This window comes from Brevundimonas sp. (assembly GCF_016463485.1).
Lineage (GTDB): Bacteria > Pseudomonadota > Alphaproteobacteria > Caulobacterales > Caulobacteraceae > Brevundimonas.
Genome location: NZ_JAEMRD010000073.1, coordinates 1 through 16,191, shown reverse-complemented (window position 1 = coordinate 16,191; position 16,191 = coordinate 1). Strand labels below are relative to the sequence as shown.

Sequence of the window (16,191 nt, the reverse complement as noted above, 5' to 3'; positions counted from 1 at the left end):
CCCGCCGCAACAAGATCGCAAGGCCTTGCGCCCTTCCCCGCGACGGGACAGGCAGGAGTATAGCTGCGGCCGATACCTGGGCGGGTTCTAGGGGGTGAGAAATCTGCAATCCGTTGCGGGGCAAGGGATTGGTGGCTCGAGGTTTGATAATTGGAAGCGTCGGACGAGCCAAATCCTTCCCCCTCTTGCGGGGGAAGGTGGCCGCGAAGCGGACGGATGGGGGGTGAAGGGCGCTATCGAAAGCGAGGGCGAACGGACGCGATCTTTCGCATCGTGGCAGCCCCCATCCGTCAGGCTCCGCCTGCCACCTGCCCCCGCAAGGGGGGAAGGGGTTCCTCACCGGGGAGGAGAGCCGATCTCGTCAAAGCTCGCCCCCTCCCGCCGTCGCAAGGGCCGCCCATTGGTGGCGAAGGCGCTGGATATCCCGGCGATGGGACTGCACACTCGACCTTGAACGCCAGACGGACATCCCATGAAACGACCGACCAAGCCTGCTGCGGAAACCCCCACGCCCCGTCGCCGCAAGGTTGCTTCGACCCCGACCCCGACCGTGACGGTGCCGGTGGAGACGGTGGCGGCGGGTGAGGCGGTCGTGGAGGCCCGCCCGGTCAAGCTTCCCTTCTATCGTCATCTGTATTTCCAGGTGCTGATCGCCATCGCGCTTGGGGCGCTGATCGGGCATTTCTGGCCCAGCACGACGGGGCCGAACGGCGAGGCGATCGCGGGGTTCGGCGAGCAGCTGAAGCCGCTGGGCGACGCCTTTATCCGGCTGGTGAAGATGATCATCGCGCCGGTGATCTTCCTGACGGTGGCGACGGGGATCGCGCATCTGAGGGACCTCGGCCGGCTGGGCCGGGTGGTGGGCAAGGCCTTCGCCTATTTCCTGACCTTCTCGACCCTGGCGCTGATCATCGGCCTGATCGTGGCCAATCTGGTCAAGCCCGGTGCGGGGATGAACATCGATCCCGCCAGTCTGAACGCCGGGGCGGTGGCGACCTATGCCGACAAGGCGCACGACACCTCGATCGTCGGCTTCCTGATGAACATCATCCCCGAGACCGTGGTCGGGGCGTTCGCGGGCGGCGAGATCCTGCAGGTGCTGTTCTTCTCGGTGCTGTTGGGGTGTCCCTGGCCATCATCGGGGACCGGGCCCAGCCGGTGCTGAACGTGCTGGAGAGCCTGTCGGACGCCATGTTCAAGCTGGTGGCCATCCTGATGAAGGCGGCGCCGATCGGGGCGTTCGGGGCCTTTGCCTTCACCATCGGCAAGTACGGGATCGAATCGGTGGTCAACCTGGCCGCCCTGGTACTGACCTTCTATTTCACCGCCGCCCTGTTCGTGGTGGTGATCCTGGGGACCGTGGCGCGGCTGAACGGGTTCTCGATCTTCAAGCTGATGCGGTATCTGAAGGAGGAACTGCTGCTGGTGCTGGGCACGTCCTCGTCCGAGGCGGCCCTGCCCAGCCTGATCCAGAAGATGGGCGCGGCGGGTTGCGACAAGTCGGTGGTCGGGGTGGTCGTGCCGACGGGATATTCGTTCAACCTGGACGGCACCAACATCTACATGACGCTGGCGGCGCTGTTCATCGCCCAGGCGTGCGGGGTCGAGCTGACGCTGGGCGAGCAGATCCTGCTGCTGGCCGTGGCGATGCTGAGCTCCAAGGGCGCGGCGGGCGTGACGGGGGCAGGGTTCATCACCCTGGCGGCGACCCTGGCGGTGGTGCCGTCGGTGCCCGTGGCGGGAATGGCGCTGATCCTGGGCGTCGACCGGTTCATGAGCGAATGCCGGGCCCTGACCAACTTCATCGGCAATGCCGTGGCGACCATCGTGGTGGCGCGCTGGGAGAACGAACTGGACCGCGACGCCCTGGACGCCGCCCTGAACGGAACGCCCAGGCCGCTGGCCGCACAGCCGGACCCGAAGGCGGGGCCGGGCGACGACACGGCGGTCGTCGCCGACTGACTGACGTAAATACACAACAATATCAACGACGCCGCAAAGGCGACTGAGGGAGGAAAGACTTATGAGAACGATGAAGAGCACCCTGTTCGCGACGACGGCTGCCGCCGTTCTGGCCCTGACCGGGACGGCCACGGCGCAAACCCCGGCTCCTCAGGATGTCGTCGCACAGCCCGACGGGGTCGATCCCGACGCTGCCCAGGTCGAGGACGTGGTTGTCGTCGGATCGCAGATCCGCGGTGCCTCGACGACCGCTGCCTTGCCGGTGACGGTCATCACGGCAGACGAGGTTCTGGCCACGGGAGCCGTCAATGGCGACGACCTGCTGCGCTCCATTCCCCAGATGGGCGACGTTCTTTTCTCCGCCGCCAACAACCCCCAGACCTCGAACGCAGCGCGCGGCGACGTCAACTCAGTGAACCTGCGCTCCTTGGGGGTCGGCAACACTCTTGTGCTGCTCAACGGTCGCCGGATCGTCTCGCATCCCACGAGCCAGGGCACGTCGGACACCGGAACTGTGCCGGTGCTGAGCTACAACTCCAACGCCATCTCGGTGTCGGGGCTGGAGCGACTGGAGGTGCTGCTGGACGGCGCAGCCGCCATCTACGGCGCGGATGCTGTCGCCGGGGTGATCAACACGGTGTTGGAAGACGATTTCGACGGCCTTGAGGTCGAGACCCAGTATGGCGGTGCCGAGGGGACGCACCTGCGCGAGTTCACCCTTGGCATTCATGCCGGGCGTGACTTCGCCAAGGGCAATGTTTCGGCCTTCATCGACTACACCAAGCGCGAGGCCCTGCTGGCTGAGGATCAGGACTTCACGGCTTCGGCCGATCTGAGACGCTTCTTCGCCACCGAACCCGGTTTCGAACTGTCGACCGACCCCGACGCTCGCGCCACGCGTGGCGCCTGGGCCAGCCTGACGGCCCTGACCACGACGGCGATCCGCCGGAACGGCACGGCCCTGACGACCGCTGCGGGGGTCTTCCACAGCCAGCCGTCCAGCTATGGCTGCGGCGCGCCGATCGCGACCGACACCTGTATCGCATCGGGGGCGATCAGCTTCACCGGCGCGGGTCGAGACCTGCGCTACGACACCGCCATCGGTACGACCGTCACGCCGGAGGTCGAGCGTCTGAATACCTTCTTCACCGGCCGGTACGATTTCGACAACGGGGTCACGGCTTTTGGCGAGATCGGCTTCTATGCTGCGACGACCCAGAACATCCAGCCGCCGACCATCAACCTGAACGCCATCTACATTCCGGCTTCCAACTACTGGAACCCGTTCGGGCCGGTGACCTTCGCCAACGGCCAGGCCAATCCGAACCGGCTGTCGGGTCTGACGGGGGTGCCGACCGCCGGTCTGCCGGTCCGCCTGACCAACTACCGCTTCAACGACGCCGGCTTCCAGACGGTCGATGTGGACAACTATCAGGCCCGATTCCTGGGCGGGCTGCGCGGTGAATGGCGCGGCTTCGACTGGGAAAGCGCGCTGATGTATTCGCAGGCCGGGGCGACGGACACTTCCAATGCCGTCAAGATGAGCGCGCTTCAGGCCAGCCTGGCCCTGTCTACGCCCGATGCCTACAATCCGTTCAATGGCGGGTGTGTGACCACCACGACCTTCGGCGACTGCACGCCCAGCTCCCAGGTCGCGATCGACGCCATCTCGACCGAACTGGTGCGCGAATCCGAGACCAGCCTGACCCTGTGGGATTTCAAGGTCTCGCGGCCGGACCTGCTCAACCTGTGGGCGGGGTCGCTGGGCGTAGCCTTCGGCATCGAGGCCCGCCACGAAACCCAGGACGACGACCGCGACGCCGACCTGGACGGCACCAACACCTTCCGCGACGTGGTGGACGGCACGGTCAGCATCTCGAACCTGGCGGCCGTCAGCTCCAACCCCGATACGCACGGCGAGCGGGACGTGTTCTCGGCCTATGTCGAGTTCGCCGTGCCCGTCGTCTCGCCGGAGATGAATATCCCGTTCGTCGAGAGCCTGACCCTCCAGGTCGCCGGTCGCTACGAGAACTATTCCGACTTCGGCAATGTGGCCAAGCCCAAGATCGCAGGGGCCTGGGACATCGGTCACGGACTGCGGGTCAGGGCGTCCTATTCCGAAGGGTTCCGCGCCCCGAACCTTGAGCAGACCAATGCGGCGACCTATGCGCGCCTGGCCACCAATAATGACTACATCCGCTGCGAAGCGGACCTGCGCGCGCGCCGGATCGCCACCTTCAACGCCTGTTCCCAGTCGATCGGCTATTCGCTGCTGGTCTCCGGCAACCCGGACCTGAAACCGGAGGAGAGCACCAACCAATCCGTCGGCCTGGTCTTCCAGCCCACCTTCACCCCGGCTGAGTGGGGCGACTTTACCTTCACGGTCGATCGCTGGAAGATCGAACAGAGCGACATCGTCGGCCTGATCGGCGGCCAGACCGGCGTGGTCCAGGACTATCTGGCGCGAGTCCAGGGATCCTCTGCCCCGAACGTGAACCGCGCCGCCCCCACCGTCGATGACGTCGCCTTCTTCGCCGGCACCGGGATCGCGCCGGTCGGCCAGTTGCTCAGTGTCTCGGACCGGTTTGTGAACCTGCTGCCGCAGGACGTTCAGGGCATCGACTTCGGTATGCAATGGCGCCTGCGCGACACGCCGATCGGCCGCTTCCGCTTCAGCCTGAATGCGGCCAAGCTGATCGACTTCAATCGAGACGCCGGTCCCGCCATCGATGCCCTGGATGCCGCCCGCGACGCCGGGACGATCAATCCCGCGACGCCCCTGCCCATCGCGTCGAACTTGCTGGCCCGAAACGGTCGACCGGAATGGAAGGTGACCTCCAATCTGACCTGGTCCAACGGCCCCTGGCAGGTCGGTGCCTTTGCTCAGTACACCGGTGCCGTACGTGAGACTGGCTTCCTGTCCACTGCGGGCGAACAGTGGAAGGTCGACAGCCAGATTACGGGCAACCTGTATGGCCAGTACGAGTTCGATGATGCCATGGGCTGGGCCCGTGGAACCAAGGTCCGCGTCGGTGCCCGCAACATCACCAACGAAACGCCTCCCCTGGCGCAGTCGGGTTACCTGGGATCGCTGTACCGGCCCTATGGCCGCTACTGGTACGTCAACCTGTCCACCAGCTTCTAGGTGGCATCAGGCTCGTGACGCGCTCAACCGCGGCTCGAGCGCATTCTTCTCCCCGAAACTGGGGCGGCGCTCCGGCGTCGCCCCGGCTTTTTCTTCCCGGATTCAAGCATGATGGCCATGACCCGTACCATGCGTCCGATCGTTGTGGCCCTGTTGGCCATCGGTCTGCTGGCGGCCTGCGCGACCGCCGGTGAGGCGGCTCCGACAGAGTCGGGCACCGGGCCTGCCGAGGCAACCTGTCCCGACGGCCTGCCCACGCTCACGGCCTGCTATCGGGGGCGGTCGGAGGAGGGGGCGTTCTACTGGATCGCCATTCCGGCCGGCTGGAACGGCACCCTGGTCGTCCACGCCCACGGCGGGCCGCGCACCCAGCCTCCCGCGCAGGACGACCCGATCGAGGATCTGCAACGGTTCGCAGTGACCGTGCGGGAAGGCTACGCCTGGGCCGGATCGACCTACCGACGCGGCGGCTATGGCGTACGGATGGCGGCCGAGGACACTGATGTTCTGAGGACCATCTTCCGGGACCGGTTTGGCAAGCCCAGGCGGACATTTCTTCACGGCCAGTCCTGGGGCGGCAATGTCGCGGCCAAAGCGGCGGAACTCTACGCGATCGCCGCCGACGGATCGAACAACTACGACGGTGTCATGCTGACGGCCGGGGTGACCTCAGGCGGTACCCGAGCCTACGCGTTTCGTGCGGACCTGCGCGCAGTGTACCAGTTCTATTGCCGGAACCACCCCAGACCGGATGAACGGCAGTATCCGGCATGGCAAGGATTGCCCGCCGATGAAACCATGACCCGGGCAGAGCTATCCGCACGCGTGGACGCGTGCACCGGCGTTGGTCTCAAGGCCTCCGAGCGCACGCCACGTCAAGCATCCAACCTTCGCAACATTCTCGGTGTGACCGGGATCGACGAACAACAACTGGTAGCTCACATGGCGTGGGCGACGATCCTTTTTCAGGACATCGTTCACCGTCGGCTGGGCGGCCTGAACCCGTTCTCCAATGCCGGCGTCGACTATGCCGGATCGGATGACGATGTGGCGCTGAATGCAGGGGTTGAACGCTTTTCGGCGGATCCAATGGCCGTGGCGCGCCTCTCATATGACGCTGACTTGAGCGGGATGATCGTAGTACCGACTGTGACCATCCACGCCAAGTACGACCCCACCGTGTTCGTCAGCGTGGATCATGTTTATCGACAGACGGTAGCCGCAGCCGGGCGGTCAGATCTTCTGGTCCAGACCTTTACAGACGAATCGGAACATTCAAAACTCAGTAATTCAGAGTATGCAGCATTGCTGGAAAGCCTTTCCATTTGGATAGATACATCAAAAAGGCCCAGCCCTGACGATATCGCGACTCAATGTGAGCAGTACGTCATGCGGTACGAAGAACCGTGTCTATTCGACGCTGATTTTGTGCCGCCAGCAACTGGTGCAAGCGTCAATCCTTGAGCGCGACTGAACCGGCGAGCAACGACGGACTTCTCGACGATGTCTGTCCCGAGGGGGGCGATCTCGTCTTATCACCGGTGTGGGTGTCCCTCTGGCGGCCGTCACCGAGTTGCGCGCGCAAGCCGCTCAGTCCTGTGCCGGTCGGTTCATGAGACGCGCCCGCCGGAGCCGGATGAACAGGACCGAATTGGACGACTTCCGGCCTCGGACGGTTGATTCGCACGCGCATTCCGACCGGAGGCCAAATGGGTGATTTCGGACCGACGCCGGGTGAAATGAAGCGAACGGCTGTGGAAACACAGTCCTGGCGGCATTCAGCTTGCGAGTAGCATGGCCGATTGGCGACCCATCCGAACAAAAGTTCTGAGTCTTCAACGCAAAAACGCCCGAGCTGGCTCCGCGGGTAAGCGAATTTCGTCCGTGCACGGCGTTTCACGTCTTTCCTCGAGAGGCTCGATTTTTCAATCAGCTGAATGTGATCGCCTGGAAGTCCGTTCACGTCGTTTCACACCGTTTCAGGCCAGCTCCGGCTCCGCCAAGGGCCATTTTAAGGGTTGTTTTCATTTCTCCTCCGCAACTAGGAGTCTAACCACCTCGTGTTTGGTGGAGTGTTTTCGTGGCGCATCAGGTCAACCGGCTGACGGATCGGACTGTCCGTTCGGTGCGGACCCAAGGTAACCATCCCGACGGCAACTGCCTCTATCTTCAGGTCTCGCCAACCGGTGGCAAGAGCTGGATCTATCGCTACATGGTCGCCGGCCGCAGCCGGGACATGGGGCTGGGGTCCCTCCTTGACGTCACCCTGGCCGAAGCGCGCGAGCGCCGCGATGCGGCCCGCAAACTTCTCAAGTCCGGGGTCGATCCGCTCGATGCGCGCCATGCGCCGAAGATGGTCGCGCCTGCACTCGCGAGCGCCCCCGCGGTTCCGGCGGTGCCGAAGCTGAAGCCGGCACCGAGCCTGCTGGTTGTCTGGAAAGACTATGTCGCGGGTCAGGAAGCGGTCTGGAAGGGCGGCAAGACCAAGGACGGCTGGATGCGGTCCATCGAGAGCCATGCTGCGCTGATCAAGAACAAGCCGGTGGATCGGATCGATGTCGACGACGTGCTTCTCGTGTTGCGGCCGCTTTGGACCACCAAGGCCGAGAGCGCGGGTAAGCTGCGGGACCGGCTCGAGCGGGTCCTCGACTACGCCAGGGTCATGAAATACCGCTCGGGCGACAACCCCGCCGTCTGGAAGGGCAATTTGTTCCACCTGCTTCCGCCCCGGCCCAAGCTCCAACGCGGCCATATGCGGGCCTTGGCCTATCAGGACATTCCGGAGTTCATGCGTCGGCTCGCCGCCAAGGAGGGTGTGGGGGCGAGGGCGCTGGAGTTCTCCATCCTGACCATCGCGCGCGAGACCATGACGCTGGAATCGACCTGGGGTGAGATCCACGACGACCTGTGGAGCCTGGAGGCCGAGCGCATGAAGATGCGGCCCTTCCGCCAGCCGTTGTCGACGGGCGCGCTCAGGGTCCTTGACGGGGTGCGTCCCGCCAACCCTCGGCCGAACCAGTTGCTGTTCCCGGCACCCCTGCACGGCGGCGCCCTGTCCAACACGGCGATGGACAAGGTGCTCAAGGACCTGGGCGCCGATGCGACGCCCCACGGCATGCGGTCGACTTTCCGGGATTGGGCCGGCGACGAAACCGACTTTGCTCGCGAAACGATCGAAGAATGCCTGGCGCATCTCGTGGGGGACGAGACCGAGCGCGCCTACCGCAGGAGCGACGCGCTCAAGAAGCGCAGGGCGGTGCTGGAGGCCTGGTCGGCGTATTGTCTGCGCCCGGCATGAGGCGGTGCAGCCCCGTCCCTCACTGCCGGCGGCGCGGTCGGTTTGCGGCCCTCGTACTCGCCTGATGGAACTGTCGAGTCATCCGGACCGATCAGCGGGGGAGGGAAAGAGACCCACCTCAAAGTCCCTGCGGCAGCCCGGGGAGGGTCAGCTATCAGATTTCAGCATGGCTAGCGCAAAAAACACTAGCGGATTGGCAGGGCGGTAGTCATTTTGACCGGGCCGAGCGACATCGTCGAGTTGATCTCCTGGACTGTCGGAAGGGTCAGCAATCGGCCAAAGGCTAGCTCCCGGTAATCCTCCACATCGCGCGTGATGATCCGTAGCAGGAAGTCAAAGGGGCCCATGGTCGGATGGACTTCCAGGACCTCAGGAATCCGAGATACGGCTTCGATGAACTCATTCAGATTGGTTCGACCGTGAGCTGACAGTTTGACGTTGGCAAATACATTTGTGCGCAGGCCCATCTTGTCTGCTGACAGGCGCGTGACCTGATCGATGATATAGCCATCATCTTTCAATCGTGTGAGACGACGCCAGCACGGTGATTGGGACATACCAACTCGCTCGGCGAGTTCTGCCGTCGTCATTGGCGCATTGCGCTGGACGACGTCGAGGATCTTCAGATCTGTTTCGTCGAGATCGGCCAGGGAAGCCATGTATGGTCCTTCGTACAGCGAGGGGGTGGGCGGGTCTGATCCAAGGACATCAAACAAAAAGAAATGAAAGTCCATGATTGGTTGATTTGATGGATTGCCGAATGCGCTAAGTCCTAAATTGCGTTCCATATCGAGTACGCTATTTCTGATATCAGACGATAAGTTGGCAGCTTCCTTCGCATCGGTCGCTTGTCATGAAGAACCGTCCCGCCCTTCGACTTCATATTCCCGAGCCCGAGGCCCGGCCGGGGGATACGCCAGCCTTTGATCGGGCGCTGATCCCGGAGCCGGGTGACACGCGTCGGCCCGAGACGACGGCCGCTGAGGCCGAGATGCGTGATCTGCCCTACGGGTTGGTGCGTGTTCTGAATGACACGGGCGAGGCGTCAGGACCCTGGAATCCTCATCTGCCGGTGGAGACCTTGTTGGCTGGTCAACGGGCCATGCTTCTGACCCGCGCCTTCGACGAGCGGCTATTTCGCGCGCACCGGCAGGGCAAGACCAGCTTCTACATGAAGTCCACCGGCGAGGAGGCGATCGGCGCAGCCCAGTCGTTGTTCCTCGACCGCGACGACATGTGTTTTCCGACCTATCGGGTGCTGAGCTGGTTGATGGCGCGTAGCTATCCGCTGATCGACCTGTGCAATCAAATCTTCTCCAACGCTGACGACCCCCTGAAGGGGCGGCAGTTGCCGATCCTGTATTCGGCGCGGAAATACGGCTTCTACTCGCTGTCTGGAAACGTCGGCAGTCGGTTCGGCCACGCGGTCGGCTGGGCTATGGCTTCCGCATTCAAGGGAGGTGACTCCATCGCGCTAGCCTATATCGGCGAGGGCACGACGGCCGAGGGCGATTTCCACGAGGCCCTGACTTTTGCCAGTGTTTACAGGGCCCCGGTGATCCTGTGCGTGACCAACAACCAGTGGGCCATCTCGAGTTTCTCGGGCATCGCGGGTGCCAATGAGACCACCTTCGCCGCCAAGGCCCTAGCCTATGGACTGCCGGGGCTGCGTGTCGACGGCAACGACTTCCTCGCCATCTGGGCGGCGACGGAGTGGGCGGCGGAGCGGGCGCGGAACAATCTCGGCGCGACCCTGATCGAGCTCTACACCTATCGGGCATCCGGCCATTCGACCTCGGACGATCCGACCAAATACCGTCCCGCCGACGAGGCCGAAGCCTGGCCGCTCGGCGATCCGGTCGAACGGTTGAAGACCCATCTGATCGGGCTTGGAGCCTGGGACGAGCAACGCCATGCGGCTCTGATCGCGGAACTGGACGCCGAGGTCCGCGCGGCGGTCAAGGCTGCCGAGGCCGTAGGCACGCTCGGTAAGTCGAAGCCGAGCGTGAAGGAGATGTTCGAGGGCGTCTTCAAGGACCCCGACTGGCGCGTCATTGAACAACGTCGCGAACTGGGGATCTGACGCCATGCCGACCATGAACATGATCCAGGCGCTGAACTCGGCGCTCGATGTCGTCCTGACCGAGGATCCCGATACGCTGATCTTTGGCGAGGACGTCGGCTATTTCGGCGGCGTTTTCCGGGTGACGGACGGCTTGCAGAAGAAGCATGGCCTGACCCGCTGCTTCGACGCCCCGATCTCGGAAGGGGGTATCATCGCCACGGCGATCGGCATGGGAGCGTTCGGTCTGCGGCCTATCCCCGAGATCCAGTTCGCCGACTATATCTTGCCGGCGTTCGACCAACTGGTGTCGGAGGCCGCCCGGCTGCGCTACCGGTCGAACGGAGAGTTCTGGGCGCCGATCACGGTGCGGTCTCCCTATGGCGGCGGTATCTTCGGGGGGCAGACACACAGCCAGAGCCCGGAAGCGATCTTTGCCCATATCACGGGCCTCAAGACTGTGATCCCGTCCAATCCCTATGACGCCAAGGGCCTGTTGATCGCCTCGATCGAGGACGACGATCCGGTCATCTTCCTGGAGCCGAAGCGGCTCTACAACGGGCCGTTCGACGGGCGGCACGAGCAGGCGCTGAAGACCTGGGCCGGCGATCCGATGGCCGAGGTTCCAGCGGGCCACTACACCGTGCCGCTGGGCAAGGCGGCGACGGTGCGCGAGGGGACCGAGGCGACTGTGCTGGCCTATGGCACCATGGTTCACGTCGCCTTGGCTGGGATCGAGGACAGCGGGGTGGACGCCGAGCTGATCGACCTGCGCTCCATCGTGCCGCTGGACGTCGACGCCATTGTAGCCTCGGTGAAGAAGACCGGGCGGTGCGTGATCCTGCACGAGGCGTCGCGGTTCGGCGGCTTCGGCGGCGAGCTGTCGGCCCTGGTCCAGGAGCGGTGCTTCTATCACCTGAAGAGCGCGGTGCAGCGAGTCGCGGGGTGGGACACGCCGTATCCGCATGCATTCGAGTGGGACTATTTCCCGGGGCCTGCAAGGCTGGCCGCGGCGCTCAAGCGCGCAATGGAGGACTAGGTCATGGGGCTGTATCTGTTCCGGCTGCCCGACGTAGGTGAGGGCGTCGCCGAGGCCGAGATCGTCGCCTGGCTGGTCAAGGTCGGCGACGTTGTCGAGGAAGACCAGAACCTGGCCGAGGTCATGACCGACAAGGCCACGGTCGAGATCAGCTCGCCGGTGGCCGGCACGGTCACGGCGATCCACGGCGAAGTCGGCGGTATGCTGCCGGTCGGTGCCGTCCTGGTGGAGTTCGAGAGCGTCGAGGGTAGCGACTCGGTCGCCGCGCCTTCACCCGCAGCCCCGTCCGCGCCGGCTCCGGTCGCGGCCTCGGTCAAGCCAGAGCCCGTCGTTCAGGCCTCCGCGTCCACCGCCCCGGTCAAGTCCGCGACGATGCCGACACCTGCGTTTCGGTCGACTTCGGGCCGCTCTACCGGGGAGGCACCACTGGCCGCGCCCTCGACCCGGCGACGTGCGCTGGATCTCGGCGTATCCCTGGTCCAAGTACCGGGCAGCGGTCCGGCCGGACGGATCACGCCCGACGATCTCGAGGTCTATCTGGCCCAGGACGGCAAGGCCCCGGCGGGCGGCCCGTCCCGGGTGGCCCGCACCGGCGTCAACGACACCCGCATCATCGGTCTGCGTCGCAAGATCGCCGAGAAGATGCAGGAGGCCAAGCGGCGCATCCCGCACATTAACTATGTCGAGGAATGCGACCTGACCGAGCTGGAGGCCCTGCGGCTCGACCTCAACGAACACCGCACCGCCGACCAGCCCAAGCTGACCCTGCTGCCCTTCATCATGCGGGCCATGGCCAAGGCGCTGCCGGATTTCCCGCAGGTCAACGCCCTGTACGACGACGACAACGGCGTGCTGCACGCACATGAGGGTGTCCACATCGGCATCGCCACCCAGACCCCGAACGGTCTGATCGTGCCGGTGGTTCGCCACGTCGAGGCACTGGATGTGTGGGACTGCGCCCGCGAGGTTTCGCGACTGGCCAAGGCGGTGCGCGACGGCACGGCGGGGCGCGACGAACTGTCAGGCTCGACCATCACCCTGACCAGTATGGGGCCGCTGGGCGGGATCGTCTCGACGCCGGTGATCAACCATCCGGAGGTGGCGATCCTCAATCCCAACAAGCTGGTGAGCAGGCCGGTGATCGACGGGTCTTTCATCACGGTGCGCAAGATGATGAACCTGTCGTCGGCCTTCGATCACCGGATCGTCGACGGCTACGACGCCGCCCTGTTCGTACAGCGTGTCAAGCGGCTGCTGGAACACCCCGCCCTGATCTTCATGGACTGATGCGATGACCGAGACCCTCAGACCCAAGGTCCTCGTCGTCGGCGGGGGGCCGGGCGGCTATGTCGCCGCCATCCGCGCCGGGCAGCTGGGGCTGGACACGGTGCTGGTCGAAAGTGGCCGGCTGGGCGGCACCTGTCTGACGCGCGGCTGTATACCGTCCAAGGCCCTGATCCATGCGGCGGGCCTGTATGAGGAGGCGGTGCTGGCGGCAGGGGAGGCCGGTCGGTTCGGCATACACCTGATGCAGACGCCCGAGCTGCGGTTTGACGAGACCATCGGCTGGAAGGACGGCATCGTCGATCGGCTGAGCGGCGGTGTCGGCGGTCTGTTGCGCAAGGCCAAGGTCAAGACGGTCAACGGCTGGGCGAGGTTTTCCGATGCCAAGACCTGCATGGTTGATACGGCCGACGGCCTGGTCATGATCCGGGCCGAGCATGTGATCCTGGCGACGGGATCGACGGCGGTCGCGCTGCCGTTTTTGCCGTTCGGGGATCGGGTGATCTCCTCGACCGAGGCCCTGTCGCTGGCCGAGGTTCCGAAGACCCTGGCGGTGGTCGGGGGCGGATACATCGGGCTGGAGCTCGGCATCGCCTACGCCAAGCTGGGATGCAAGGTGACGATCGTCGAGGCGCAGGATCGCATCCTGCCGCTGTACGATGCGGCCCTGACCGCGCCCGTCTTGCGCTGGCTTGAGAAGCATGGCGTCACAGTTCACTTGGGAGCCAGGGCCCTTGGTCAGGACGCGGAAGGCCTTCTTATCGAGACGGCGGGCGGCCAGAGCCGGCTGACGATTCCGGCCGATCGCATCCTCGTCACCGTGGGGCGCAAGCCTTTGACCGAAGGCTGGGGGCTGGAGCAGATGGCGCTCGCCATGGACGGGCGGTTCGTGAAGATCGACGACCGCTGCGCGACCTCGACCACCCATGTCTGGGCCATCGGTGATCTGGTTGGTGAGCCCATGCTGGCGCACAAGGCCTCGGCCCAGGGCGAGATGGTGGCCGAGATCATCGCGGGCCATCGGCGGCGGTTCGACCCCGTCGCCATCGCCGCCGTCTGTTTCACCGAGCCCGAGATCGTCAGCGTCGGCCTGACGCCGGATCAGGCTCCCGAAGGTATCGACACCGTCGTCGGTCAGTTTCCGTTCCAGGCCAACGGTCGCGCCCTGTCTATGCAGGCGGGCGACGACGGCGGTTTCGTCCGGGTGCTGGCGCGGAAGTCGGATCACCGGATACTTGGCATTCAGGCTGTGGGCCGTCACTGCTCAGAGCTCGCCGGCGAGTTCGCTACCTTGATGGAGATGGGGGCTGTGCTGGAGGATGTCGCCGGTACAATTCACGTCCATCCGACCCTGGGTGAAGCCATTCACGAGAGCGCCCTCAAGGCGCTCGGTCATGCCATCCACATCTGACGCTGGATCCAAAGCCATGAGCATTCCCTTCGCGCCCCAATCCATGGAGTTCGGCCTCGGCGAGAACGCCGACATGATCCGGGAGACGACGGCCCGCTGGGCGGCCGACCGGCTGGCCCCGCGCGCCGCCGAGATCGACGCGACCAATACGTTCGCCCGCGACCTGTGGCCCGAGATGGGGGAGCTGGGTCTGCACGGGATCACGGTCGAGGAAGAGTACGGCGGGCTGGGGATGGGGTATCTCGAGCATGTCGTGGCGATGGAGGAGGTGTCGCGGGCCTCGGCATCGATCGGGCTGAGCTACGGGGCCCACTCCAACCTGTGCGTCAACCAGATCCGGCGGTGGGGCACGCCGGAGCAGAAGGCGAAATATCTGCCCAGGCTGATCTCGGGCGAGCATCTGGGGTCGCTGGCCATGTCGGAGGCGGGCTCGGGCTCCGACGTCATGTCGATGCGGACGAAGGCCGATGCGCGGGGCGACCGTTACATCCTGAACGGCACCAAATTCTGGATCACCAACTCGCCGACGGCCGATACCCTGGTCGTCTATGCCCGCACCGGTGACGGCAACGGCGGGGTCACGGCCTTCCTGATCGAGAAGGGGATGAAGGGGTTCAGCGTCTCCAGGAAGCTCGACAAGATGGGCATGCGCGGCTCCGACACGGCCGAGCTGGTGTTCGAGGATTGCGAGGTTCCGGCCGAGAACGTCATGGGCGCTCCGGGGCAGGGGGCCGCCATCCTGATGAGCGGGCTGGACTATGAGCGCGCCGTGCTGTCGGGCGGGCCGCTGGGGATCATGCAGGCGGCGTTGGACGTGGTCCTGCCCTACCTCCGTGACCGCAAACAGTTCGGCAAACCCATCGGCTCCTTCCAGCTGATGCAGGCCAAGGTCGCCGACATGTACGTCGCCCTGAACTCGGCCCGCGCCTATGTCTATGCGGTCGCCCGCGCCTGCGATCAGGGCAAGACCACGCGGTATGATGCGGCGGGGGCCATCCTGCTGGCGTCCGAGAACGCGGTGAAGGTCAGCCTTGAGGCGGTGCAGGCCCTTGGCGGTGCCGGCTATACGAAGGAATGGCCCGTCGAGCGGCTGGTCCGCGACGCCAAGCTCTATGACATCGGCGCCGGCACCAACGAGATCCGCCGCTTCCTGATCGGCCGTGAGCTGTTGGGAAGCTGATGCCGATCTCAATGATCCTAGTGATTGCTGCGATGCTATGCTTCGCAGGTTCGTTCTGGGCCGCGCATTTGGCGTTGTCCCGCTTTCGTAGCCTCGAAAGGCGTGGTGGCCTGACTCAAACCGTCCCCGATCTTATTGAAGGAAATACCAACACCTTCGGGCTCTTGAAGTTGATGTGGGCGACCAAGATTCCGCCTGATCGTCCAAGCTTAAAGCGTCTCGTACTCGCCTACCGCGTCTGCCAGTTCATGTTCGTTGGCCTCATGGTAACGGCATTGATTTCCGCGCGATCCTCGGAACAGCAATTATCGGATATTCGCCCCGCCATGGCGCTGACCGTCGCAGATCAGAATCAATAGATGCCCCGCCTGACCTCCTCGATCGATCCGAACAGCGCGGGCTTCAAGGCGCTCGACGCTCACAACCGTGCGCTCAATGCCGAACTGCGGGCCAAGGTGGCCAGGGCCGGGCGCGGCGGGTCCGAGGCCTCACGCGACCGCCATGTCTCGCGTGGTAAACTGCTCCCCCGCGACCGGGTCGAGCGGCTGCTGGACCCCGGTTCGCCGTTCCTGGAGATCGGACAGCTGGCTGCCAACGGCATGTATGGCGACGCGAAGAACCTCGACGGAGCCCCCGGCGCCGGCATGATCTGCGGCATCGGGCGGGTGTCGGGGCGCGAGGTGATGATCGTCTGCAACGACCCGACGGTGAAGGGCGGTGCCTACTTCCCCATGACGGTGAAGAAGCATTTGCGCGCCCAGGAGATCGCCGAGCAGAACGAACTGCCGTGCGTCTATCTGGTCGATTCCG

General features: G+C 64.7%; 11 protein-coding genes and 1 pseudogene. 11 read left to right on the top strand and 1 reads right to left on the bottom strand.

Annotated features, from left to right (window positions below; all coding sequences use genetic code 11):
- Positions 1–571: 571 nt before the first annotated feature.
- The 4 genes and pseudogenes from JHC99_RS11330 to JHC99_RS11315 all read left to right on the top strand — a co-directional run bounded on the left by JHC99_RS11330 (position 572) and on the right by JHC99_RS11315 (position 8,405).
- Positions 572–1,962: pseudogene (locus tag JHC99_RS11330) on the top strand (dicarboxylate/amino acid:cation symporter).
- Between the two features lie 61 nt (positions 1,963–2,023).
- Positions 2,024–5,107 (top strand): TonB-dependent receptor, encoded by a 3,084-nt coding sequence (locus tag JHC99_RS11325; RefSeq protein WP_292154307.1) that lies wholly within the window; start codon positions 2,024–2,026, stop codon positions 5,105–5,107.
- 108 nt (positions 5,108–5,215) lie between these two features.
- The gene (locus JHC99_RS11320) at positions 5,216–6,571 is read left to right on the top strand and encodes a hypothetical protein (RefSeq protein WP_292154306.1); all 1,356 of its coding nucleotides are present in this window, start codon (positions 5,216–5,218) and stop codon (positions 6,569–6,571) included.
- A 616-nt stretch (positions 6,572–7,187) separates the two neighbouring features.
- A complete protein-coding gene (locus tag JHC99_RS11315; protein WP_292154305.1) occupies positions 7,188–8,405 on the top strand; it encodes an integrase arm-type DNA-binding domain-containing protein in 1,218 nt (405 codons plus the stop codon).
- Positions 8,406–8,590: 185 nt separating this feature from the next.
- Here JHC99_RS11315 and JHC99_RS11310 read toward each other — a convergent pair whose 3' ends face one another.
- Positions 8,591–9,139 (bottom strand): Lrp/AsnC family transcriptional regulator, encoded by a 549-nt coding sequence (locus JHC99_RS11310; protein ID WP_292154303.1) that lies wholly within the window; start codon positions 9,137–9,139, stop codon positions 8,591–8,593.
- A 119-nt stretch (positions 9,140–9,258) separates the two neighbouring features.
- Between JHC99_RS11310 and JHC99_RS11305 the strand changes: the two genes are divergently transcribed.
- The 7 genes from JHC99_RS11305 to JHC99_RS11275 form a co-directional block, all read left to right on the top strand.
- The gene (locus JHC99_RS11305) at positions 9,259–10,488 is read left to right on the top strand and encodes a thiamine pyrophosphate-dependent enzyme (RefSeq protein WP_292154302.1); all 1,230 of its coding nucleotides are present in this window, start codon (positions 9,259–9,261) and stop codon (positions 10,486–10,488) included.
- A gap of 4 nt (positions 10,489–10,492) precedes the next feature.
- A complete protein-coding gene (locus tag JHC99_RS11300) occupies positions 10,493–11,506 on the top strand; it encodes an alpha-ketoacid dehydrogenase subunit beta (protein WP_271143612.1) in 1,014 nt (337 codons plus the stop codon).
- A 3-nt stretch (positions 11,507–11,509) separates the two neighbouring features.
- Positions 11,510–12,793 (top strand): dihydrolipoamide acetyltransferase family protein, encoded by a 1,284-nt coding sequence (locus JHC99_RS11295; protein ID WP_292154299.1) that lies wholly within the window; start codon positions 11,510–11,512, stop codon positions 12,791–12,793.
- A 4-nt stretch (positions 12,794–12,797) separates the two neighbouring features.
- Entirely contained in the window at positions 12,798–14,201 is a 1,404-nt protein-coding gene (gene lpdA / locus JHC99_RS11290) for a dihydrolipoyl dehydrogenase (protein ID WP_292154297.1), read from the top strand.
- A 16-nt stretch (positions 14,202–14,217) separates the two neighbouring features.
- A complete protein-coding gene (locus tag JHC99_RS11285) occupies positions 14,218–15,381 on the top strand; it encodes an isovaleryl-CoA dehydrogenase (RefSeq protein WP_292154296.1) in 1,164 nt (387 codons plus the stop codon).
- Positions 15,381–15,740 (top strand): hypothetical protein, encoded by a 360-nt coding sequence (locus JHC99_RS11280; RefSeq protein WP_292154294.1) that lies wholly within the window; start codon positions 15,381–15,383, stop codon positions 15,738–15,740. Before JHC99_RS11285 ends, JHC99_RS11280 begins: the two co-directional genes overlap by 1 nt.
- The coding region (locus tag JHC99_RS11275; protein ID WP_292154292.1) for a carboxyl transferase domain-containing protein at positions 15,741–16,191 on the top strand (451 nt) is incomplete at its 3' end.

Excerpts from the sequence above, each read along its gene's own strand:
- JHC99_RS11325 (WP_292154307.1), top strand. The coding sequence starts at position 2,024 with ATGAGAACGATGAAGAGCACCCTGTTCGCGACGACGGCTGCCGCCGTT.
- JHC99_RS11320 (WP_292154306.1), top strand. The coding sequence starts at position 5,216 with ATGATGGCCATGACCCGTACCATGCGTCCGATCGTTGTGGCCCTGTTG.
- JHC99_RS11310 (WP_292154303.1), bottom strand. The coding sequence starts at position 9,139 with ATGGACTTTCATTTCTTTTTGTTTGATGTCCTTGGATCAGACCCGCCC.
- JHC99_RS11305 (WP_292154302.1), top strand. The coding sequence starts at position 9,259 with ATGAAGAACCGTCCCGCCCTTCGACTTCATATTCCCGAGCCCGAGGCC.
- JHC99_RS11300 (WP_271143612.1), top strand. The coding sequence starts at position 10,493 with ATGCCGACCATGAACATGATCCAGGCGCTGAACTCGGCGCTCGATGTC.
- JHC99_RS11295 (WP_292154299.1), top strand. The coding sequence starts at position 11,510 with ATGGGGCTGTATCTGTTCCGGCTGCCCGACGTAGGTGAGGGCGTCGCC.
- lpdA (WP_292154297.1), top strand. The coding sequence starts at position 12,798 with ATGACCGAGACCCTCAGACCCAAGGTCCTCGTCGTCGGCGGGGGGCCG.
- JHC99_RS11285 (WP_292154296.1), top strand. The coding sequence starts at position 14,218 with ATGAGCATTCCCTTCGCGCCCCAATCCATGGAGTTCGGCCTCGGCGAG.
- JHC99_RS11280 (WP_292154294.1), top strand. The coding sequence starts at position 15,381 with ATGCCGATCTCAATGATCCTAGTGATTGCTGCGATGCTATGCTTCGCA.